Origin of the sequence: Enterocloster lavalensis (genome assembly GCF_046603895.1) — a bacterium.
GTDB lineage: Bacteria > Bacillota > Clostridia > Lachnospirales > Lachnospiraceae > Enterocloster > Enterocloster lavalensis.
In genome coordinates this window covers 1,869,110-1,889,115 of sequence record NZ_CP176637.1, presented here as the reverse complement: position 1 = coordinate 1,889,115, position 20,006 = coordinate 1,869,110, and the positions used below count along the sequence as shown (strand labels likewise).

General features: G+C 54.0%; 17 protein-coding genes. 11 read left to right on the top strand and 6 right to left on the bottom strand.

What is annotated here, in order from left to right; translation table 11 throughout:
- Positions 1-34: 34 nt before the first annotated feature.
- Genes ACK2JC_RS08245 through ACK2JC_RS08230 form a run of 4 tightly spaced genes read right to left on the bottom strand, consistent with a single transcriptional unit; the run spans position 35 to position 4,786 of the window.
- Positions 35-1,138 (bottom strand): substrate-binding domain-containing protein, encoded by a 1,104-nt coding sequence (locus ACK2JC_RS08245; RefSeq protein ID WP_320938326.1) that lies wholly within the window; start codon positions 1,136-1,138, stop codon positions 35-37.
- A gap of 35 nt (positions 1,139-1,173) precedes the next feature.
- Positions 1,174-2,280 carry an ABC transporter permease gene (locus ACK2JC_RS08240; RefSeq protein WP_320938325.1) on the bottom strand — a complete coding sequence of 369 codons (1,107 nt, stop codon included), beginning with the start codon at positions 2,278-2,280 and terminating at the stop codon, positions 1,174-1,176.
- A gap of 18 nt (positions 2,281-2,298) precedes the next feature.
- Positions 2,299-3,081 carry an ATP-binding cassette domain-containing protein gene (locus ACK2JC_RS08235; RefSeq protein ID WP_320938324.1) on the bottom strand — a complete coding sequence of 261 codons (783 nt, stop codon included), beginning with the start codon at positions 3,079-3,081 and terminating at the stop codon, positions 2,299-2,301.
- Positions 3,082-3,118: 37 nt separating this feature from the next.
- A complete protein-coding gene (locus ACK2JC_RS08230) occupies positions 3,119-4,786 on the bottom strand; it encodes a ribulokinase (RefSeq protein ID WP_368271306.1) in 1,668 nt (555 codons plus the stop codon).
- A 528-nt stretch (positions 4,787-5,314) separates the two neighbouring features.
- Here ACK2JC_RS08230 and ACK2JC_RS08225 point away from each other — a divergent pair.
- Entirely contained in the window at positions 5,315-5,503 is a 189-nt protein-coding gene (locus ACK2JC_RS08225; RefSeq protein ID WP_320938322.1) for a hypothetical protein, read from the top strand.
- Entirely contained in the window at positions 5,500-5,991 is a 492-nt protein-coding gene (locus tag ACK2JC_RS08220) for a PTS sugar transporter subunit IIA (RefSeq protein WP_320938321.1), read from the top strand. Before ACK2JC_RS08225 ends, ACK2JC_RS08220 begins: the two co-directional genes overlap by 4 nt.
- A gap of 97 nt (positions 5,992-6,088) precedes the next feature.
- On the opposite strand, the gene ACK2JC_RS08215 is transcribed toward ACK2JC_RS08220, so the two are convergent.
- Positions 6,089-6,850, bottom strand: coding sequence for a hypothetical protein (locus ACK2JC_RS08215; protein ID WP_320938320.1), 762 nt, complete (start codon positions 6,848-6,850; stop codon positions 6,089-6,091).
- Positions 6,851-7,234: 384 nt separating this feature from the next.
- Here ACK2JC_RS08215 and ACK2JC_RS08210 point away from each other — a divergent pair, with 384 nt between their 5' ends.
- The 3 genes from ACK2JC_RS08210 (at position 7,235) to ACK2JC_RS08200 (ending at position 10,674) form a co-directional block, all read left to right on the top strand.
- On the top strand, positions 7,235-7,741 hold the full coding sequence (locus tag ACK2JC_RS08210; RefSeq protein ID WP_092366652.1) for a QueT transporter family protein: 507 nt from the start codon (positions 7,235-7,237) through the stop codon (positions 7,739-7,741).
- 181 nt (positions 7,742-7,922) lie between these two features.
- Positions 7,923-8,753, top strand: coding sequence for a DNA-formamidopyrimidine glycosylase family protein (locus tag ACK2JC_RS08205; protein ID WP_320938319.1), 831 nt, complete (start codon positions 7,923-7,925; stop codon positions 8,751-8,753).
- A 34-nt stretch (positions 8,754-8,787) separates the two neighbouring features.
- Complete coding sequence (locus tag ACK2JC_RS08200) at positions 8,788-10,674, top strand: ABC-F family ATP-binding cassette domain-containing protein (protein WP_368271307.1); 1,887 nt, start codon at positions 8,788-8,790, stop codon at positions 10,672-10,674.
- A gap of 159 nt (positions 10,675-10,833) precedes the next feature.
- On the opposite strand, the gene ACK2JC_RS08195 is transcribed toward ACK2JC_RS08200, so the two are convergent.
- On the bottom strand, positions 10,834-11,361 hold the full coding sequence (locus ACK2JC_RS08195) for a DsbA family protein (protein WP_320938317.1): 528 nt from the start codon (positions 11,359-11,361) through the stop codon (positions 10,834-10,836).
- A 324-nt stretch (positions 11,362-11,685) separates the two neighbouring features.
- On the opposite strand from ACK2JC_RS08195, the gene murC reads away from it, so the two are divergent.
- The 6 genes from murC (at position 11,686) to recA (ending at position 19,962) form a co-directional block, all read left to right on the top strand.
- Positions 11,686-13,071, top strand: a complete 1,386-nt coding sequence (murC, locus tag ACK2JC_RS08190) for a UDP-N-acetylmuramate--L-alanine ligase (protein WP_320938316.1) — start codon at positions 11,686-11,688, stop codon at positions 13,069-13,071.
- A gap of 359 nt (positions 13,072-13,430) precedes the next feature.
- Entirely contained in the window at positions 13,431-15,029 is a 1,599-nt protein-coding gene (locus ACK2JC_RS08185) for a DnaD domain protein (RefSeq protein ID WP_320938315.1), read from the top strand.
- Positions 15,030-15,144: 115 nt separating this feature from the next.
- Entirely contained in the window at positions 15,145-16,125 is a 981-nt protein-coding gene (locus ACK2JC_RS08180; RefSeq protein WP_092366667.1) for an ATP-binding protein, read from the top strand.
- An 88-nt stretch (positions 16,126-16,213) separates the two neighbouring features.
- Positions 16,214-17,392 carry a ribose-phosphate pyrophosphokinase gene (locus tag ACK2JC_RS08175; RefSeq protein ID WP_007710139.1) on the top strand — a complete coding sequence of 393 codons (1,179 nt, stop codon included), beginning with the start codon at positions 16,214-16,216 and terminating at the stop codon, positions 17,390-17,392.
- Positions 17,393-17,444: 52 nt separating this feature from the next.
- Entirely contained in the window at positions 17,445-18,500 is a 1,056-nt protein-coding gene (locus ACK2JC_RS08170) for an acyltransferase family protein (RefSeq protein ID WP_320938314.1), read from the top strand.
- A 355-nt stretch (positions 18,501-18,855) separates the two neighbouring features.
- The gene (recA, locus tag ACK2JC_RS08165) at positions 18,856-19,962 is read left to right on the top strand and encodes a recombinase RecA (RefSeq protein WP_092366673.1); all 1,107 of its coding nucleotides are present in this window, start codon (positions 18,856-18,858) and stop codon (positions 19,960-19,962) included.
- The last annotated feature ends 44 nt before the right edge of the window (positions 19,963-20,006 follow it).

The following is a 20,006-nucleotide window of genomic DNA, read 5'->3' as shown; positions in this document are numbered from 1 at the left end:
CCTATTTTTCAGGCTTATAAGCCCTTTTTATTATTTAATAACCCACATCTGATAATTCCGCGATATATTTAAACCGCGCATTGCTTTCGTCATCGATATTTTCACGTGTCAGCGCTTTCATTTCATAGTAGACCGCGGCGTCCTTGAAGTCTTCTTTTGTCAGCTCCCCGCGGCAGTATTTTGCCAGATTAGCGATTGCATCATATCCCATCTGGTAGGGATCCTGGGCAATCAGTACATCGTAGGTTCCGGCTTTTAAGTCTAAAACCTGCTGAGGATCCGCATCAAAAGCTGCAATTTTGACCAATCCACTTTTACCCGCTTCAATGATTGCTGAAGCCGCTCCGGATGCAGGTGCTGAGGTTGCCACAAATACCCCTGTCATGCCGGGATTACCGGTTAAAGCTGCCGAAACCAGTTGAGCCGCCTTGTTGGCATCATTACCAGGATAAACCGTATCCAGCACGGTACATTGAGAATCCAGAGCTTTTATCGTCTCTACAAATCCCTGAACTCTCAGGTTGGCTCCATAAGCCCCCGGATTTGTTCCAACCGGAAGATATATGCCGCCGTCCCCGTTCTGACTGTAAAATTGCTTTGCTGCCTCCGCTCCGCCTGAATATGGATCAGAACTGTATCCCACCAGATCCACATGTTCCGCCAGAATCAGATCCGTACAAATCACAGGAATCCCATCCTTCATCCATTGGTCTACATATGTGACAAGAGCTGCATTGTCGGTAGGTACCAACATCAGCGCATCTGGATTGGTGGAGATCACTCCATCAATAAATGTCTGCTGTTTACTGAAATCCCACTCCGCGGGACCGGTCCAATAAAGTTCCACGTTATAATCCTTAGCTGCATCCAGAGCTCCCCACTGCATTGTCGTAAAATAGGGGATTCCCACCTCAGCCGCCACTGCCGCAATATTGAGCGTCTCATCCGCGGACGTTACAGCGTTGTCCGTTTCCGGGGCAGCTGTCTCCGGTTTAGAAGTCATCTCCGTTTTAGAAGTCGTCTCCTGGGGGGGCGCTGCCGCACTTTCGCCTCCCTGAGGTGCCTGGTTGCAGGCCGCCATAGAAGCGGCTACTAAAACAACCAACGCGAGGGATAGCCACTGCTTCATCTTTCTCATAAAAACCTCCTTTTTGAATGTTGACATTAGTTCCGTCATTTACCAGGCCGCATATTGCGCACATAATCCATGTACACTGCAATTATCAGGAAGAACCCAATCGCGATCAGCTGATAGAATGAATTGATCCCTAAAACAATCATTCCAATCTGCAGAGTAACAGGGATCAAAACTGCCAGCATGGTGCCGCTGACCGAAGCAATCCCGCCTTTCATGCTGGTGCCTCCCATGACTACGGCCATAATTGCCATCATACCGTCCGTGGTATGCCCCGACGGGTTTGTGGTTGCAAAACGCGAAACGTCAAACAGACCTGCCACCCCTGCGAGAGCTCCCATCATCATGTAAATTTTAAAGGTATTTAGATTAATGTTAATTCCAGCCCTTCGGGCTGATTCACGGTTTGATCCCATGGCCCGGACATGGAGGCCAAATCGAGTGTATTTCATAATAAAATGGAGGAGCAGGCCGACCAAAACCGCCGCGATGACCTGGTAGGGCACTATGCCGAATAACTTGGCATGACCAAAATATGTCTGAAATACCCGAGGCAACAGCTTTTCCTGAGCTCCGTTACAGATTACCATTGCAATTCCCTGTAGAATATACATGCTGGCTAAGGTGGCGATAAACGGCACTAGCTGCAATTTTGATGTGGTAAAGGCGTTAAGCGCTCCGCCGATCATGCCGATTATAATTGCGGCCAGTGCGCCCGCCAGAATACCCGCAACCATATTGGGATACTGTCCGCTGCTAATCTGTGCCGGACTTCCCGCAACGATCTTAAACACCTTGGCCCCCACAACAGAGCAGAGAATCAGATTCATGCCAACCGACAGATCGAAGTATCCGCTGCTAATAACAAAAGTCAGTCCAACTGCCAGAATTATCATCTGTGCAGAATTCATCAGAATACTCATAATATTGCTGACCGTCATAAAGGTCCCTGGGGCTGATACAGAGCCAAATATGATGATGAGCAGCGCTTCCATTGCAATTACAAATGCCATTGAGGAGCCCATAAACACCTGAAGCGGTGTCTTGTCCTTCTGCGCCGTGCTGGAAACTCCTTTGCTTAGGAGAATCTCATCAACTGATTTGTCATCGCCTTTTTTCTGTTCAGGTCTAACTTCATTCTTCATTCCTAGTCCTCCTTCTGTTTAGGCTGCCCGACCTGTGAGCATCAGAGACAGAACCGCCTGCAGGTTTGTCTCACTGGCCATCAGATCCGCAATAACGACACCCTGACGCATAATGCAGATACGGTCTGCCACCTCCAGCATCTTGGGGATATCATGGGAAATAACCAGGACTCCCAGATTTTTTTGCGCCGCGGCCCGCATGGTTGAATACACAAGCGCCTGCTGCCTGGCGCCGAGTGCGGCGGTGGGCTCGTCCATGATTAATACAGATTCGCACCAGGCGACTGCCTTTGCAACTGCTAAAGCTTGACGTTCGCCGCCTGAAAGACTTTTCACCGGTACAGAAAGCGATTTCAATCCAATTCCCAGCTCCGCAAGATGATTTTTGCTGATCTCAGTCATTTTCTTCATATCCAAAAGCTTAAACAGCCGGCCGAATATTGAATCTTTGATGATCTCACGACCAAGAAATATATTATTGGGAACATTCAGATCAGGGGCGAGAGCCAGGTCCTGGTAAACCATCTGTATGCCCAGTCGTGCGGCGTGTTGTATACTTTGTACTTCAATTTCTTTTCCTCTGCAGATAATACGGCCGGATGTTTTGGGAAGTGCACCGCAGATAATGTTGGTCAGTGTGGATTTTCCGGCTCCGTTATCCCCCAGAAGAGCCGTGATTTCTCCGGCATAAACCTTCAGAGAGGCCCCCTTTAGCGCCTGTAGGTGGCCGTAATTTTTAACAATATCCACTGCCTCAATTACGACTTCTCCTTTTGAAATTCCTGTGGAATGTTCCGCCATCACTCATTTCTCCTTTCGTTTGAATGGTTCCGTGAATCTATAAGCTGTTTGCCTTCAGCTGTTTCAAACCCTGCATAATGTCTTTATGGTCTTGCCCGAAAAACTGGATTAGCTTTTGATAGGCAGCAAACAGTTTGTTATAGATCTGATGATTGTCCATAGATGGAATATATACTCTGTACGGCTTCTTAACTAAATGCTCCATTGCCGTTTTTATATCGTCATATCCACCCTTTTTACTGCCGGCGGCGACCATTCCATACATAGCGGCTCCATAGGCGGTAGTCTGAACCACACCGCTGACAATGATTTTTCGTCCCAATACATCCGCAAAGGTCTGCAACACAAATTCACTTTTTCGGGATAACCCACCGCAAGCGTAAATATTCCGTATCGGAACCCCCTGCTTTTCCATACTCTCTACAATTTCCCTGGTTCCAAAAGCTGTCGCCTCGACCAATGCCCTGTAAATCTCCTCGGAACGTGTGCCGAGCGTCATCCCCGTAATTACGCCGGACAGATTGGCATTGTTGAGCATGGAACGATTGCCGTTCCACCAGTCTAATGCAACCAGGCCGCTTTCACCGACCTTTAGACCAGCCGCCCTTCGATCCATGACCGCCAGAGGATTAATGTTTGCGTTTGCTGCCTCGTCGAAACACTCCGCAGAGGCCAGATGACTCACAAACCATTCATAAATATCGCCCACAGCAGCCTGCCCCGCTTCATATCCGTAATAACCCGGAATTACACCGTCTTTCACAACTCCGCTGATACCTTCCATGAAAACTTCTTCCCGGCTTACCAGGATATGGCAGAGAGAGGTTCCCATCGCCATGATCATGGAATCGCCTTCTACGGCTCCCACTACGGGGGTTGCCGAGTGGGCATCGATCAGGGAGACTGCAACGCTGGTGCCAGGCTTCATTCCAGTCAGGGCTGCCATCTCATCCGTAAGTCCCCCCGCCTTCGTGCCAACTGTTCTCACATCAGATATTGCTTTATCTGTAATTCCTTTCAGTCCAGTGTCAATTTCTTCGAAAAACTGTGAGGGAGGATATCCGTCTTCTTCATTCCAAAATGCCTTAAATCCAGCCATACAGGTACTGGTTGTCAGTTCTCCTGTCAGCAGCCATACCACCCAGTCGCCAGCCTCCACAAATTTATAAGTAGCGTTATAAATTTCCGGAGCTTTATAATAGATTTCCATTAGTTTGGCGAAAAACCATTCACTGGATGATGTACCGCCGTAGCGTTGAATAAAATCCCATCCATTCCTGCGTGCCGTTTCATTAATTGCGTCCGCCTCGCGCTGGGCGCCGTGGTGTTTCCAAAGCTTTGGCCAGCTGTGAGGATTTTCCCGGAATTTCTCCTGATAGCAAAGTGGCCTGATCGCTTCGTCTACCGGAAGCACGGTGCAAGCAGTAAAATCAATTCCGATTGAAATGATATTGTGGGGATCAATGTCTGAATTGCTGCATAAATCTTTCAGCAAAGCCTCGGTTGCTTCTTTGTAATCTGCAGGATTTTGTAACGCAAAGTCTGCCGGGAGATCCACATCACAGTTCGGCAACATCCGGTCGATCACTGCATCCTGATATGCGAAGATCGCGGTTCCCTTTTCTTCACCACTTCCTACGTCCACCAGAACGGCTCTGGCAGAGAGGGTTCCAAAATCGATGCCGATTGCATAGCGATTGTTCATAAATTTTTCCTCCATAATTGACGTTGTTTCTCCGAGGTAATACGAGATAAAATGCGTACAAAATGAATTTTTTGTATAAGTTATTTGAACGGCTCTTCTTTTTACTATCAGTAGTCTAACAAAAACTTGAATATATGTCAATTTTTACAAAATAAATGTATTTTGTGAATTTCAATTTGACGTTTTTAAAACATATTCTTGAATGGTTCGTATTTTGATGTACAATATGCACTATTATTTTAAAATAAAATAGATAATATTATGCATATTTTTTTACAGCAACTCTTGGGGTGATATTTTTTTGCACATATTCCAGTTTTTTATAAATTTACTTTATTACGTCACAAATTTATCGATATCATTCCATAAGACAGCCCAATTTAGATTTTGATTATTGATTTTCCGGCTGCTGCCTCTTTGCTATTTACCAAAAACTGACAAACCGTTGCAAAAATTGGCTGTTTATATGGCGCTAATACTAAAAAAGAAAGAATCGTCGTTTGAATAATGAGAAAGGTGTGATCGGATATGGGAAATTGGATTCAGGATATGCTTGGGACGGATAAGGCGCTGATCGGGCTGTGCCATTTTCCGGCGCTGCCGAGAGATCCCCTCTACGATGAGGGTGGTAGGATGGTATTGTATCACCAGAGAAAAGTCCGCGGACAGGAAATACCGCTTTATGACGGCGACCAGAAAGTAAGGAGAGTTCTATGAGTGCAACAGTAAAAGGGGAGTTAATCGCCGCGGATTCCGTGATGTGCAGAGTGAGGGCCGGTTCACGGGACGAGGTCCTGAGGCTGGCGGCCGATCACTTAAAACAGGCGGGATACGTGACGGACGGATTTTTCCAGGCGCTGCTCGAGCGGGAAAATATGTTCCCCACGGGAATCTGCTTCGGAGACACCTGCGTGGCAATTCCCCATGCGGAACCGGGATTCGTGAGAAAACCGGTGATGCTGATCATGACCCTGGAGCGGCCGGTCCGCTTTGTGAACATGGAGGACTGCGAGGCGGAAATCCCGGTGGAAATCGTATTTGTGCTTGCGTTTACCGACAGCGAAAAGCACCTGAATGTGCTCCAGCGCCTGTCCGCCCTGATCCGCGATTCCGGCATGGCGGCGGCCCTGCGGGAGGCCGTGGATCAGGAGGAACTGCGGGAAGTGTTGAAGCACAGCGAGCTGGCAGAGTTTTGGCGGGATTGAGAGAAGGAGGAAGTGGGCTGTCGCCTTAGGGGGGCGATGGCCCATTCCCTCTGTTGTCCATTTTAATGATTGGGAGCTTTTGAATAATCTCGCACAATTATTGAACTGAAAATCCCTCATAAGCTTCCCGCAGGATATCAGCAATTTCATTGTCGCTCAAATTACCGCGATTCGTATCATTCAAATCAAACCAGGAAAAATAGGCCTCTCTTTTGTGAAAGTCCGCAAATATCGTTTCTTCAAGCCGGTCATAGGCCTGCTCGTCAATCTCGTTACCGTCTGCATCTTCACAGGTAATGATCGCAAATGAATCGGATATGTCTTCATCATAGGTATTTTTGTATGAGAGGATACGCTCCGAGAGTTTTCCGTTTGCTAAAGAAATCGCCCGTTTGTTTTCGGAAGCGTAATGGATTCCGTCCGGAATGCGGTCATGAAAAATATAATAATACATCTTATTATTTGAATCATAATATACCGGAACGCTGCTTACCATTATATCGGCTTCTGATTCAAATGTCCGATCCAGCCATTCACAGGGCGTCAATTTGTCCAGCTCCTTATTTACCTCATAGTAATCGCTGTATGTATATTGCCCCGATCCCTCAAGACGGGAAATAATCAACTCCAATCTTCCGTTCTGATCCAGGTCAGTCACAGTAAACATGCGGCAGATATTGCCGGATGGCGGACAACCCCATTCATAGCTGTCTAACATCACCTGCAGCTGCCTTTCGATCGTTATGTCTGAGACTTCACTGCCTGAACGAATACTCATATTTCGTATGTAAATTTGGCTGCCGAATCCCGCTAAAGCCAAAAGCAGGAACACGATAAGGATTTTCCATCTGCTTTTCATATGCATGGCCTCCTTTATAAAAAACGGTTGATCCGCATTTATTTTCACCTCAGTTTGAGATAAGTATAGCATATAATTTCTTATAAAAATGGAGACAAAACGATCTTTCTGTAAAAAATGCGCCGGGATTTGCCGCCGGAATCTTTATCCCCCTCACGCTGGCGCTGTTGCGGGAATGTTCCTCTTGATAAATCCCCTTCTTAATGCTATACTATACCGGTTCATATGCAGGCGGATAGAAGGCTGGTTCAAGTTTCGATCTGCAGGAGACATATGTCCGCAATAAGGCCGTGAATCCCCTTGGTAGTACAGGGAATCTCACAAAACGACCGGTGTGTTCGAGACCTTCCACACCTAAAACAAAACTAAAGGAGAAAACTGAATATGAGAGAGAGCAACAAAAATGTGTACCTGATTGTCCACGGAGCCGCCATCGCGGCCATCTATGTGGCGCTGACCATGATATTCGCGCCCATCAGCTTTGGCCCTGTGCAGTTTCGGATTTCGGAGGCGCTGTGCGTCCTGCCCTTCTTCACGCCGGCCGCGGTGCCAGGGCTGTTCATCGGCTGCCTGCTGTCCAACCTGTTCTGCGGTTCGGCCATGCTGGATGTGGTGTTCGGAAGCCTGGCCACCCTCATCGGGGCCGTGGGGTCCTGGCATCTGCGCCGCCACAAATGGCTGGTGTGCCTGCCCCCCATCATTGCCAACACCCTGATCGTTCCCTGGGTGCTGCGCTATGCCTACGGCGCGCCGGATTTGATCATCTATATGATCGGAACCGTGGGAATCGGCGAGATCCTGGCAGTGGGCGTGCTGGGGAACACCCTGCTGGCGGCTCTGGACCGCTACAAAGGTATCATTTTCAGACATACGCCCCAGGCAGCGCGCTGACCTGGGATTGAAAACCGGACAAATGAAAAAAGGAGAGTTCCCGATATGTGGAATTCTCCTTTTTAATACCCCTCGGCCGTCCGGCAAGTTGTCGTTGAAACGCCCCGGAAATTCCCGTATAATGAGGGAAACAGAAAGGCACGCGATGCGGCGGCTTTCTACAACAAAGGAGGGGAATATTATGCTGGAATATCCGGAGATCGCAGTGATATCCCGCCAGCTTCAGAAGGAGACGGCGGGGAAAATGGTGACGGCGGTTTTGCCGCCCATGAAGCCCCACAAATTCTGCTGGTTTAACGGGGACCCCGCCGGCTACGAGGCGCAGCTTAAAGGGAGCAGGATTACGGCGGCGGAAGGGTTTGGAATATTTGTGGAGCTGGTGTTTGACAATGGCATGCGGCTCTGCTTTAACGACGGCGTAAATGTGCGCCTGACCGGCGGGGAGAAGCCCCCGGCCGCCTGTCAGCTGTTGATCCGCCTGGATGACGGGACCGCCCTGGCCTTCACCGTGGCCATGTACGGCGGGATCTATCTGCATGACGGAAGCTACGGGGACGAATACTATGTGAAGAGCAGGGCCGCAGAACCGCCGCTCTCCCAGGCATTTTCGGCCCGCTATGAAAAAGCCCTGGGGGAAGCGGGGCCAAAGCTCACCGCCAAGGCGTTTCTGGCTACGGAACAGCGTTTCCCCGGCATCGGAAACGGCGTGTTGCAGGACATTCTGTTTCGGGCTAACATTCATCCCAGGCGCAGGCTGGAATCTCTGAGCGGGGACGAGAAGGCCGGACTTTTGGCGGCTGTAACGTCCGTGCTTGGGGAAATGGAGACGGCGGGTGGACGTGACACTGAGAAAGATATCTACGGCCAGCCGGGCGGTTACCGCACCATCATGTCCAAAAACGGCATGAAATCCGGCTGTCCGGTCTGCGGCGGTCCCATTGTGAAGGCCGCCTATCTGGGAGGGTCCGTGTATTACTGTCCCGTCTGCCAGCCGGAGAAACCGGAGGCGTAAAGCGGCGGCCGGGATAAAGGAAAGGATTTAACGTATGTTGTATCAGATTTCGGACGGAACCGTGAGCGCCGGCGGGGAAGTGATTTTATCTCACATCGATTTTGAGGTCCGCGGTGCGGAAAAAATTGCGGTGGTGGGCAAAAACGGAGCCGGTAAGACCACGCTCCTGCGCCTGATCGCCGGGGAAATCGACCTGGACCGCGACGACCGCCGCCAGGGACCGGGGATTGTCCGGGCCAGGCAGGCGACCATCGGCATGCTGCGCCAGCAGGCGTTTTCCGGGGACGACAGGACCGTGGAGGAGGAGATTTTGTCCGGCTGCCCGGAGCAGGATCCATTTTCCAGGGAACGGTTTGAGTACCAGCGGGAGTACGAGGCGCTGTTCACCGGCTTTGGTTTTCGCAAGGAGGACCGGTTGAAGCGGCTGTCCCGTTTTTCCGGCGGGGAGCGGACCAAAATCGCATTGATCCGCCTGCTGCTTGATAAACCGGACATTTTGCTGCTTGACGAGCCGACCAACCACCTGGACCTGGAGACGGTGAGGTGGCTGGAGCAGTATATGAGGCGCTATCCCGGAGCCGTGGTCATGGTGTCCCATGACCGCTTTTTTCTGGACCGGACGGCGGATGTGATCTATGAGCTGGAGGACCGGAAGCTGACCCGTTACGCCGGTAATTACACGGCCTACCGGGAAGAAAAGCGCAAGCGCCGGAAGCTGCAGGCCAAGGCCTACGAGCGCCAGCAGGAGGAATTTAAGCGGCTGGAGGAGCTGGTGGAGCGTTTTAAGCACAAGCCAACCAAGGCGGCGTTTGCCAGGGCAAAGCGCAAGCAGATGGAGCGCATGGAGCGGGTGGAAAAGCCTGCGGAGGAGGAAGGCGGCTTTTTTACAGGGGATATCACGCCCCTGATTCCCGGCAGCAAATGGGTGTTTGAGGCGGAGCACTTAAAGCTGGGGTATGACCGGCAGCTTTTGGAGTTAAGCCTGCGCATCCGCCGGGGCCAAAAAATCGGCCTTCTGGGGCCAAACGGCGCGGGCAAGACCACGTTTTTAAAGACCATTGCGGGGTTTATTCCGCCGGTGGGAGGGGATTTTTCTCTGGGCGTGAACATCACCATCGGATATTTTGACCAGCGCGCCGCTGAGATTGAGTCGGAGCTGTCCGTGGCGGAGCATTTCCACCGCCTGTTCCCGGTGATGACGGAGAAGGAGGTGCGCTCCACGCTGGGGGCCTACCTCTTCGGCGGCCGGGAGGCGTCAAAGCGGGTCAGCGACCTGTCCGGCGGGGAGAAGGCCAGGCTGGTGCTGGCGGAGCTGCTGCAGGGCCGTCCCAATTTCCTGATTCTGGACGAACCCACCAACCACATGGACATCCGGGCCAAGGAGACGCTGGAAAGCGCGTTTCAGGCTTACCGGGGCACGATCCTGTTCGTGTCCCACGACCGGTATTTTATCCGGCAGGTGGCGGACGCGGTGCTGATTTTCGACAACCACAGCGCCATGTATTATCCCTTTGGCTACGAACATTATATCGAGCGCCTGGAAAAGGAGGAGTCCGGCCAGGATATCTCCGCTATGATTTCAGCCGAGGAACAGGCGCTGATTGCGGGACTTCGGGCTGTTCCCAAGGCGGAGCGCCACCGCCTGCGGGAGATTCCCACCGAGGAGGCTTACCGGGACTGGAAGCTGCGGCTGACAGCGGAGCAGATGGAGGCCGCGCGCGAGCGGTTCGGAGAGCTGGAGCAGAGGCGTCAGGCGCTGGAAAACCGGTGGATGGAATCCGAGGTTTTTTGGTCCGGCGCGCAGTGGGACGGGGAGACGGAGTATCAACAGGTCTTGAAGGAGTTGGAAGAAACTGGGAATCGCTGGCGCGACCTGTGCCTGGAATGGTGGGACACGGAAAATGGAGTGGACACGCGATAGAAGAAGATGAGAAAATGACAGCGCCGCCGGGCGGGGATTATTTCCCCGGAAAACCGGCGGCGTTGCTTGCAGAGAAAATCGGCCGCATAGTGCGAAAACGCAGAATTACTTACCCACAATCCTGCGTTCCGGCCACAAATCAGCCCGTCATGGCAGAGATCACTTCAGGTTTGCCAAAAACTGCTCCAGTTCCCTTCTGGTGACCGGAATGCCGTCGCGGGAACCGATCATAGGGCCGCGGCCCTTTAAATCAGGTCCTTCCGGGACGGCCAGATAGCTGGGAACGGCATTTAGCCGCAAGGTTTCCCAGGCGTAGCGGTCGCCCTCCTCCACCTTGCCGGCGTAGCGGTTTTGATCCAGCGCGTCCGTAAAGGCCTGGGAATCCGCGCCGCAGCGGGCGGCCAGCCCGGCGAGAACGGAACAGTCGGAGATATCCAGGCCCTTTTCAAAGTGGGCCTCGTACACCAGCCGGTGATAGGAGGAGAGATCGCCGCCGCACTCCTCCAGGTAATACATGCCCTGGATGGCCATGTCGCTGTGCCGGTAGGTATTTTCCGGGCGCGGGTGGGACTCGCAGGGACGCCAGACCACCTCCAGCCCCGGATACAGGGGCAGCAGTTCCAGGAACATCCTGTGGCCGCGGTAGCAGTAGGGACAGATGTAGTCGAAGAAAAGTTCCAGTTTCATGGAAAGACCTCCTTTGCGGTGTTGGGTATAATTGGGAAATGCCGATGACATGGTATAACCGGGGAAACGCAGCTCCAATCGCCAGCCTCCGGCTGCCGGTATTGTATTATGATTGAGTATAGCAGACAGGGACAGGGGATTCAAGGGACGGAATTTCTCTGTTTTTTTTGTGGAATTTACGTGGGTTTTTGGTATAATAGGCGTAGATGTGCCTTGGGAGGCAGTCAAAAGAGATTTACACAACATACTATAATTATATGTGCGGAAGAATTCTTCCAGTTTTTGTTAAAATGGAGGTTTCCGGGCAGGGAAAGGAAATGAACGATGTATCAGATAGATTTTAGCAAACGGTCGCATGTGCATTTTATTGGAATTGGAGGCATCAGCATGAGCGGTCTGGCGGAGATTCTGCTGGACGAGGGATTTACGGTGTCGGGATCGGATGCCCATGAGACGGAGCTGACCCACCGGCTGGAGGCCAAGGGGGCCAGAGTGTATTACGGACAGCGGGCCGGCAACATTGAGCAGGAGCCGGGGATCCAGGCGGTGGTTTACACGGCCGCCATCCATGAGGATAATCCTGAGTTTATCGCCTCCAGGGAAAAGGGACTTCCCATGCTTTCCAGGGCGGAGTTTCTGGGCGAGATGATGCGCAACTACAAGCAGTCCATCGCCATTTCCGGCACCCACGGCAAGACCACCACCACCTCCATGGTTGCGGAAATGCTGTTGGCCGGGGACATGGACCCCACGGTGTCGGTGGGCGGAATTTTAAAAGATATCGGCGGAAATATCCGCGTGGGCAGCCCGGATCTGTTTGTCACCGAGGCCTGCGAGTACACCAACAGCTTTTTGTCCTTTTATCCCACGCTGGAGGTAGTTCTGAATATCGAGGCGGATCACCTGGATTTCTTCAAGGATCTGGAGGATATCCGGCACTCCTTCCGCCTTTTTGCGCAGAAGCTTCCGCAGGACGGCCTGCTGGTGATCAACAGCGACATCGAGAATCTGCAGCAGATCACGGACGGCCTGAAATGCCGGATCGTCACCTTCGGATCGTCCCCGGACAGTCATTACACCGCGCAGAACATTACATACGATGAGTTCGCCCGCCCGTCGTATGATCTGATCGTGCAGGGGGAGCTGGTGAACCGCGTTTCCCTGGGCGTTACGGGCGAGCACAATGTTTACAATTCCCTGGCGGCCATCGCGGTGGTGATGGAGCTGGGCGTGGGCTTTGAGGCGATCATGGCGGGACTTAAGAATTTTTCCGGCACGGACCGCAGGTTTGAGAAGAAGGGGGAGATCGGCGGCGTGACAATTATCGACGATTACGCCCATCATCCCCAGGAGATAAAGGCGACTCTGGCCGCGGCTAAGAATTATCCCCACCGCAAGCTGTGGTGCGTGTTCCAGCCCCACACCTACACCCGCACCAAGGCGTTTCTGGACCAGTTTGCCGAGACGCTGGCCGCGGCGGACGAGGTGATTCTGGCCGACATCTACGCGGCCCGTGAGACGGACACATTGGGCGTCAGTTCCGCAGATATTGCCAGGAAAATCCAGGAATTGGGAACGCCCGTCCATTTTATCCCGTCCTTTGACGAGATTGAGACATTTATTTTGGAAAATTGTATGAACGGCGATTTGTTGATAACTATGGGGGCCGGAGATATCGTAAAAGTGGGAGAAAAGCTGCTTGGCATGTAGTTATCCACATTATCCACAGAGTTGTCAACATTTTATGTAAAGATACGATGTGGATTGTTAGATTGACATAAAAAAATGTCGCACGATTTTAAAAATCTTGGTTTTATATGGGGAATCCGGGCGTTTGAGCCGTTGGGTGCACAGCGGTCCACCGGATTTTCCACATTATCCACATTATCCACAGAGGGATGTGTGCATAACTGCCCCCTATTTTCTTTTTTGGGGGGATGTGTTATGATGAGGACAAGATTTACAGCCAATTTCCCGCGAGGCGCGCGGCGATTTCATGGAACGCTCTTTTTTCGAGCGGAGATTGGGATCGCGGCGCGGCGGCAGCAGTTTATCCGGAGGTGTAAAGGATGACGTTTCAGGTGAAGGACAGGTGGAATATCCCCGTTACCGCAGTGGCGGACGAGTTTATCGATCAATATATGGCCGCGGCCAATGGAGAGTATGTGAAGGTTTATCTGTATCTGCTGCGCCATCAGAGCGAACCGGTCAGCGTGGACGCTATCGCGGATGCGCTGAATCATACGGAATCCGATGTACGCCGGGCCCTGGCCTATTGGGAAAAGGCCGGGGTCTTGTTGCGGGAGGATCTGCTCTCACCGGACGGCAGGGAAAAGGCCGTGGGAACGGTGGCGGACCGCCCGGAAGCCGGTGCGGTTTTGGACCTGGAAATGTCCGGCGGCCGGACCGGGATAACCGGCAGACAGCAGGAAGGCTTTGACGGCGGACAGGCCGGGAGAAATGGCCGGGGAGCGGCGTATAGAGGAGAAAACCAGGCCGGGGCAGATGGGCGGAACGCAGTGTATGATGGAGGCCTGCAGGCCGGAGCAGACGGCCGGGGAGCGGCGTACGGCGCAGTCCCGCAGGCTGGAACAGATGGCCGGGGAGCGGTGTACGGCGTAGGCCAGCAGGCCGGGGTAGACGGCCGAAGCACGGCGTATCATGAAGTCCCGAAGGCCGGGACAGACGGCCGGGGAGCGGCGTTCAGCGTCGACCCGCAGACCAGCCCAGACACCCGCAGCACGGCGTATCATGGATCCACACAGACCGGAGCAGACGGTTGGAGCGCGTCGTACAGCGGAGCCCCGCAGGCCGGGAACCAGACTGTACCTGCTGCCGTCCAGCCCCAGGGTGCGGTTTCGGAGCCTGCGCCTGCAGCCGGACGGACGGAGAGCGTTTCCTTTGGCACCGCCCCCGCGGCCGCAGCCCCAAGTCCCAAGCCGGTCTACTCCGTGGCCCAGGTGAACCGCCTGTCCGGTGACGAGGAGTTTGCCCAGATCCTCTACATCGCTCAGAAGTACATGAACAAGGTGTTTACGCCCCGGGACTGCCAGGTGTTTGCCTACCTGTACGACACCCTGAAATTCAGCCCCGAGCTTTTGGAATATCTGGTGGAATACTGTGTCCAGAACGGCCATGTGAGCGTCCGCTACATGGAGACGGTGGCTATCAACTGGCATGAGCAGGGCTTCAGGACGCCGGACGAGGCCAAGGAATATGTGGAAGGCTTTAACAACGACGCTTTCAGCGTAATGAAGGCCTTTGGTTTGAATGACCGCAGGCCTGCCACGGAAGAGCAGAAGATGATTACCAAATGGTTCCGGGAATACGGATTTGGCCGGGAACTGGTGCTGATGGCCTGCAACCGGACCATTTCCGCCATACATACCCCCAGTTTCCGTTACGCGGACAAGATTCTGTCCGACTGGAAGCTGGCGGGGGTCCGCACCAAAGCGGACGTGGAAGCTCTGGACGAGAAGCGCTCCAAGTCCCGGGTACAGGGCGCGGGCGGACAGACCCAGGGAGGCAGAAGCTCCGGGGGCCAGGGCGCAGGCCAGGCAGACGGCGGCCGCCGCAAGTCCAACCAGTTCCACAACTTCAAGCAGCGCGACACAGACTACGACGCACTGGTGTTAAAACAGCTCAAGGAGCGCGTGAACCAGCAGTAGCGATATGCGACTGGAAACGCCCGGGACGGGAAAGTTCGGCGATCCCAGTCCCCCAGCCGCCCCCAAATTCTGGTCTCCCCTCACCTACCTCTCACCCCAGCAAGGAGATACAACCATGGCACTAAGCAATTCCCAATACGACGCGATTATGCGGGAATACGGAAAACAGCAGATCGAGAACCGGCACCTCCAGGAGGAGCGCCGGGCCCAGGTATACAAGGCGGTTCCCGCGGTGCGGGAGCTGGAGGCCGAGATCGCGGGCCGGTCGGTGGCCTGCGCCAGGAAGCTTCTGGAGGGCGATCAGAGCGCACTTGACAAGCTGCGGGCGGATTTGCAGGACTTAAAGGAACAGAAGGCCCTGTTAATCCGGGCGGCCGGATTCCCGGACGATTACCTGGAGCCCCATTACCGCTGCCCGGACTGCTGCGACACCGGCTATGTGGACGGGAAGAAATGCCACTGCTTCCTTCAGGCCCAGATGAAGCTTCTCTACGCCCAGTCCAATCTGGAGACTGTGCTGGACCGTGAGAATTTTTCCAACCTGTCCTTCTCATACTATGACGATTCGGAGTTGATTCCGCAGATCGGCATGACGAACGCCCGTTACATGCGGCAGGTGGTGGGCTGGTGCAGCGACTTTGTGCGGGATTTCGGCAAAAAACACGACAATCTGCTGTTTACCGGCAGCACCGGCGTGGGAAAGACCTTTCTGACCAACTGCATCGCCAGAGAGCTGATGGACAAGTATTATTCCGTGATCTACCTGTCCGCCTCGGACTTGTTCGAAGTGTTCTCCCGCAACAAATTCGATTACCAGCCCGAGGACGACATGAAGGATATGTACCGCTATATCCTGGACTGCGATTTGCTGATTATCGACGATCTGGGCACGGAGCTGAACAACAGCTTTACCTCCTCCCAGCTCTTTTACTGTATCAACGAGCGGATGAACATGAAGCGCTCCACCATCATTTCCACCAATCTGTCCCTGGCCATGCTGCGGGACAGCTACACGGACCGGGTGACCTCCCGGATCATGAGCGGTTACACCATTATTCCCCTGTACGGCGGGGATATCCGCTTGCTGAAAAGCTAAAAAGTTGAAAAGGGCGGGAATGGCTTGACGAAAACACGCCCATGATGTATAAATGATATGTTCACAACAAACAGGAGGATAAAAACACATGCTGTACGAGGAAAAGATCATTGAAACCATACCGGTAGGACCGCTGGGACTGATTCCGCTTAAGGGTATTTCCGAGTTGGGAGAGAAGGTGGACAGGTATCTGGTGGAGTGGAGACACGAGCGGGAGAGCGAGCACAAATCGACCATCGCATTTTCCGGCTATCAGAGAGAGTCCTATATCATTGAGGCCAAGACGCCCCGGTTCGGTTCCGGTGAGGCCAAGGGGATTATCACGGAGTCGGTGCGCGGAGATGATCTGTATATCATGGTGGACGTGTGCAATTACAGTCTGACCTATTCCCTCTGCGGCATGATCAACCATATGTCGCCGGACGACCATTTCCAGGATTTGAAGCGCATCATCGCCGCCGCCGCAGGCAAAGCCCGCCGGATCAACGTGATTATGCCCTTCTTATATGAGAGCCGCCAGCATAAGCGTTCCGGCCGCGAGTCCCTGGATTGCGCCCTGGCCCTCAGGGAGCTGGTCAACATGGGCGTGGAGAACATCATCACCTTCGACGCCCACGACCCCAGAGTGCAGAACGCCATCCCGCTGCGGGGATTTGAGACGGTACAGCCCATTTACCAGTTCTTAAAGTACCTGCTCAAGGTGGAGACCGACTTACAGATCGACAGCGACCACATGATGGTCATCAGCCCGGACGAGGGCGGAACCGGCCGCGCCGTGTACTTCGCCAATATGCTGGGACTGGATATGGGAATGTTTTACAAACGCCGGGACTACACCAAGATCGTGGGAGGCCGCAACCCCATCGTGGCCCACGAGTTTTTGGGCTCCAGCGTGGAGGGCAAGGACGTGCTGATCATCGACGATATGATCTCCTCCGGCGAGAGCGTCCAGGACGTGGCGAAGGAGCTGAAGCGCAGAAAGGCCAGAAAGGTGTTTATCTGCGCCACCTTTGGACTGTTCACCAACGGTCTGGCTAAATTTGACGAGTATTACGAGAACGGCATCATCGACCGGATTCTGACCACCAACCTGGTGTACCAGACCCCGGACCTGCTGTCGAGGCCGTACTATATCAATGTGGATATGAGCAAATACATCGCGCTCATTATCGACAATTTAAACCACGACGCTTCCTTAAGCGAGCTTTTGACCCCCACCAACCGGATCAACAAGCTGCTGGCGAAGTATCGGGAGGGACGCAGCTGACGCCGGCATTTCCCGGCGCAGTGCGCAAGTAAGACCGAAAGGAATCGTGCCTATGAACGAAGAACAATTCCGCAGCAGGATCTACTGGGTAACCTTTTTATTCAGCATGCTGGTGGTGTGGGTTCACTCCTACAACGGGGAATTGTTCCTGGGGCTGACCGGACAGGCCGCCATGGTGGACCGGATTGAGCGGGCCGTTGGGGAACAACTGGGACAGATGGCTGTCCCGGGGTTCTTCATGGTTTCCGCCTATCTGTTCTACCGGCGGTTTACCTGGGAGAAACTTCTATATAAATGGAAGTCCCGCGTTCACAGCGTGCTGATTCCTTATTTTTTATGGAATTTTCTCTACTACATGGCCTATGTTTTGGCCACCCGCATACCCGTCGTCACCCGCCTGATCGGGAAGACGGCGGTGCCCTTTGACGGGGGACAGCTGGTCAGAGCCGTAGCGTTTTACGGGTACAATCCCGTGTTCTGGTACCTGTTCCAGCTGATTCTGCTGATCGCGCTTGCGCCGCTTGTCTGGCTGCTTATGCGGTCAAATGCCACGGCGGCGCTGACCTTCGGGGCCCTGGCCCTGATGATCTGGAAGGGGTGGTATTTCCCGTTCCTGAACGCAGACGCCCTGTTCTACTACAGCGCGGGGACCTGGGCGGCCCTGCACCGGGAGCGGGAAGGGAGATTTGCAGAGAGCGGCCGGATCGGGGACTGGGCCGCGGCCGCGGGAGTTCTGGCCTTTCTGGGCACGGCTGCGGTGTTGTTTGGCAGACCGGGCATGGCGCTTTGGCAGAATCCGCTGCAGACGGTGCTGATCCGCTTTGTCATGGCCGCGGCGGCCTGGATGGCCGTGAGCCTGGCCCCGCTTCCCCCGGCCTTTGCCTGGATGAAGCAGAACTTCTTTCTCTACGCCGTCCATTTTGCCCTGGTGCGCCTGGTCAACAAGGCGGGGGCGCTGGTGCTGGGCGGAAACGCCGCCGCGGCCCTGGGTATTTTCCTGGTCATGCCCGCGGTTATGGCGTTTGCCAGCTATGGGCTGTCCCGTTTGCTGGGGCGGTTTCTGCCGGGGGTGTACGGGGTGCTCTCCGGTGGGCGCGCGACGCAATGAGAAACGGCCCGGGTCTCCCGTGCGGTCTGATCGGATATCAGCCGCCACGAGGGATCCGGGTCGTTTTCCGTACCTCAATTTCCGCGCCTCAATCCATTTTTCCCGGCCGCCGCTTGCATCCGGCGGCGCTTCATGGTATGATAATAACACTTCTGCGGAAGTTCTTTCCGCAAGATGCTTCTGATTGAATCCGCGCGCAGATCGCCGCATTTTCACAGAAAAGAAATTGTAAACCACAGAGAGAAAGCGGGAGGTGGGGCGCCTATGGCTGGATGAAATTAATGGTTGACATTTTAATGGAACTATACTATGATGATAACTAGAAAAAGAACATTTGTTCGCATTGGAGGACGCTATGGCGAAAGAAGAGAAAGTAATGGTCAACAACCGCAATATGAATCGTGAAGATAAGCTGAAAGCGCTGGATGCGGCGCTGACTCAGATTGAGAAGGCATACGGCAAGGGCTCCGTGATGAAGCTCGGAGACTCCGGCGCCAATATGAATATTGAAACTGTTCCCACCGGCTCCATCAGCCTGGACATCGCGCTGGGACTGGGCGGAGTGCCCAAGGGCAGGATCATCGAGGTTTACGGCCCTGAGTCCTCCGGTAAGACCACCGTGGCCTTACATATGGTGGCTGAGGTGCAGAAGCGCGGCGGCATCGCCGGTTTCATCGACGCCGAGCACGCCCTGGACCCCGTTTACGCCAAGAACATCGGGGTGGATATCGACAACCTGTACATTTCCCAGCCTGACAACGGCGAGCAGGCCCTGGAGATCACCGAGACCATGGTGCGCTCAGGCGCGGTGGACATCGTGATCGTGGACTCCGTGGCCGCCCTGGTGCCCAAGGCCGAGATCGACGGCGAGATGGGCGACTCTCACGTGGGACTGCAGGCCCGCCTGATGTCCCAGGCCCTGCGCAAGCTGACCGCCGTGATCAGCAAGTCCAACTGCGTGGTGATCTTTATCAACCAGCTGCGCGAGAAGGTGGGCGTGATGTTCGGCAACCCCGAGACCACCACCGGCGGCCGCGCATTAAAGTTCTATTCCTCCGTCCGCCTGGATGTGCGCCGGATCGAGACTTTAAAGCAGGGCGGCGAGGTGATCGGAAACCGCGTCCGCGTCAAGGTTGTGAAGAATAAGATCGCTCCGCCCTTCAAGGAGGCCGAGTTTGACATCATGTTCGGAAAGGGTATCTCCAGGGAGGGCGATATCCTGGATCTGGCGGCCAAGGACAACATCATCGAGAAGAGCGGCGCCTGGTTCGCCTACAACGGCTCCAAGATCGGTCAGGGCCGTGAGAACGCCAAGCAGTATCTGGCAGACAATCCGGACATTCTGGCCGAGGTGGAGGAGAAGGTGCGCACCAAGTACGGCCTGGCTCCGGCTCACGAGGGTCTGCCCCAGCGGGAGGAAGAGCCCAAGCTGCTGTTCGACGAGGCCGGCGGCAAGAAATAAGCCTGGTTACAACCAGAGCCGGATTCCCCCGGCGCCGCACCGTA

Excerpts from the sequence above, each read along its gene's own strand:
- ACK2JC_RS08205 (WP_320938319.1), top strand. The coding sequence starts at position 7,923 with ATGCTGGAATATCCGGAGATCGCAGTGATATCCCGCCAGCTTCAGAAG.
- recA (WP_092366673.1), top strand. The coding sequence starts at position 18,856 with ATGGCGAAAGAAGAGAAAGTAATGGTCAACAACCGCAATATGAATCGT.
- ACK2JC_RS08245 (WP_320938326.1), bottom strand. The coding sequence starts at position 1,138 with ATGAGAAAGATGAAGCAGTGGCTATCCCTCGCGTTGGTTGTTTTAGTA.
- ACK2JC_RS08215 (WP_320938320.1), bottom strand. The coding sequence starts at position 6,850 with ATGAAAAGCAGATGGAAAATCCTTATCGTGTTCCTGCTTTTGGCTTTA.
- ACK2JC_RS08240 (WP_320938325.1), bottom strand. The coding sequence starts at position 2,280 with ATGAAGAATGAAGTTAGACCTGAACAGAAAAAAGGCGATGACAAATCA.
- ACK2JC_RS08170 (WP_320938314.1), top strand. The coding sequence starts at position 17,445 with ATGAACGAAGAACAATTCCGCAGCAGGATCTACTGGGTAACCTTTTTA.
- ACK2JC_RS08195 (WP_320938317.1), bottom strand. The coding sequence starts at position 11,361 with ATGAAACTGGAACTTTTCTTCGACTACATCTGTCCCTACTGCTACCGC.
- ACK2JC_RS08220 (WP_320938321.1), top strand. The coding sequence starts at position 5,500 with ATGAGTGCAACAGTAAAAGGGGAGTTAATCGCCGCGGATTCCGTGATG.
- ACK2JC_RS08185 (WP_320938315.1), top strand. The coding sequence starts at position 13,431 with ATGACGTTTCAGGTGAAGGACAGGTGGAATATCCCCGTTACCGCAGTG.
- ACK2JC_RS08200 (WP_368271307.1), top strand. The coding sequence starts at position 8,788 with ATGTTGTATCAGATTTCGGACGGAACCGTGAGCGCCGGCGGGGAAGTG.
- ACK2JC_RS08175 (WP_007710139.1), top strand. The coding sequence starts at position 16,214 with ATGCTGTACGAGGAAAAGATCATTGAAACCATACCGGTAGGACCGCTG.
- murC (WP_320938316.1), top strand. The coding sequence starts at position 11,686 with ATGTATCAGATAGATTTTAGCAAACGGTCGCATGTGCATTTTATTGGA.
- ACK2JC_RS08210 (WP_092366652.1), top strand. The coding sequence starts at position 7,235 with ATGAGAGAGAGCAACAAAAATGTGTACCTGATTGTCCACGGAGCCGCC.
- ACK2JC_RS08225 (WP_320938322.1), top strand. The coding sequence starts at position 5,315 with ATGGGAAATTGGATTCAGGATATGCTTGGGACGGATAAGGCGCTGATC.
- ACK2JC_RS08180 (WP_092366667.1), top strand. The coding sequence starts at position 15,145 with ATGGCACTAAGCAATTCCCAATACGACGCGATTATGCGGGAATACGGA.
- ACK2JC_RS08235 (WP_320938324.1), bottom strand. The coding sequence starts at position 3,081 with ATGGCGGAACATTCCACAGGAATTTCAAAAGGAGAAGTCGTAATTGAG.
- ACK2JC_RS08230 (WP_368271306.1), bottom strand. The coding sequence starts at position 4,786 with ATGAACAATCGCTATGCAATCGGCATCGATTTTGGAACCCTCTCTGCC.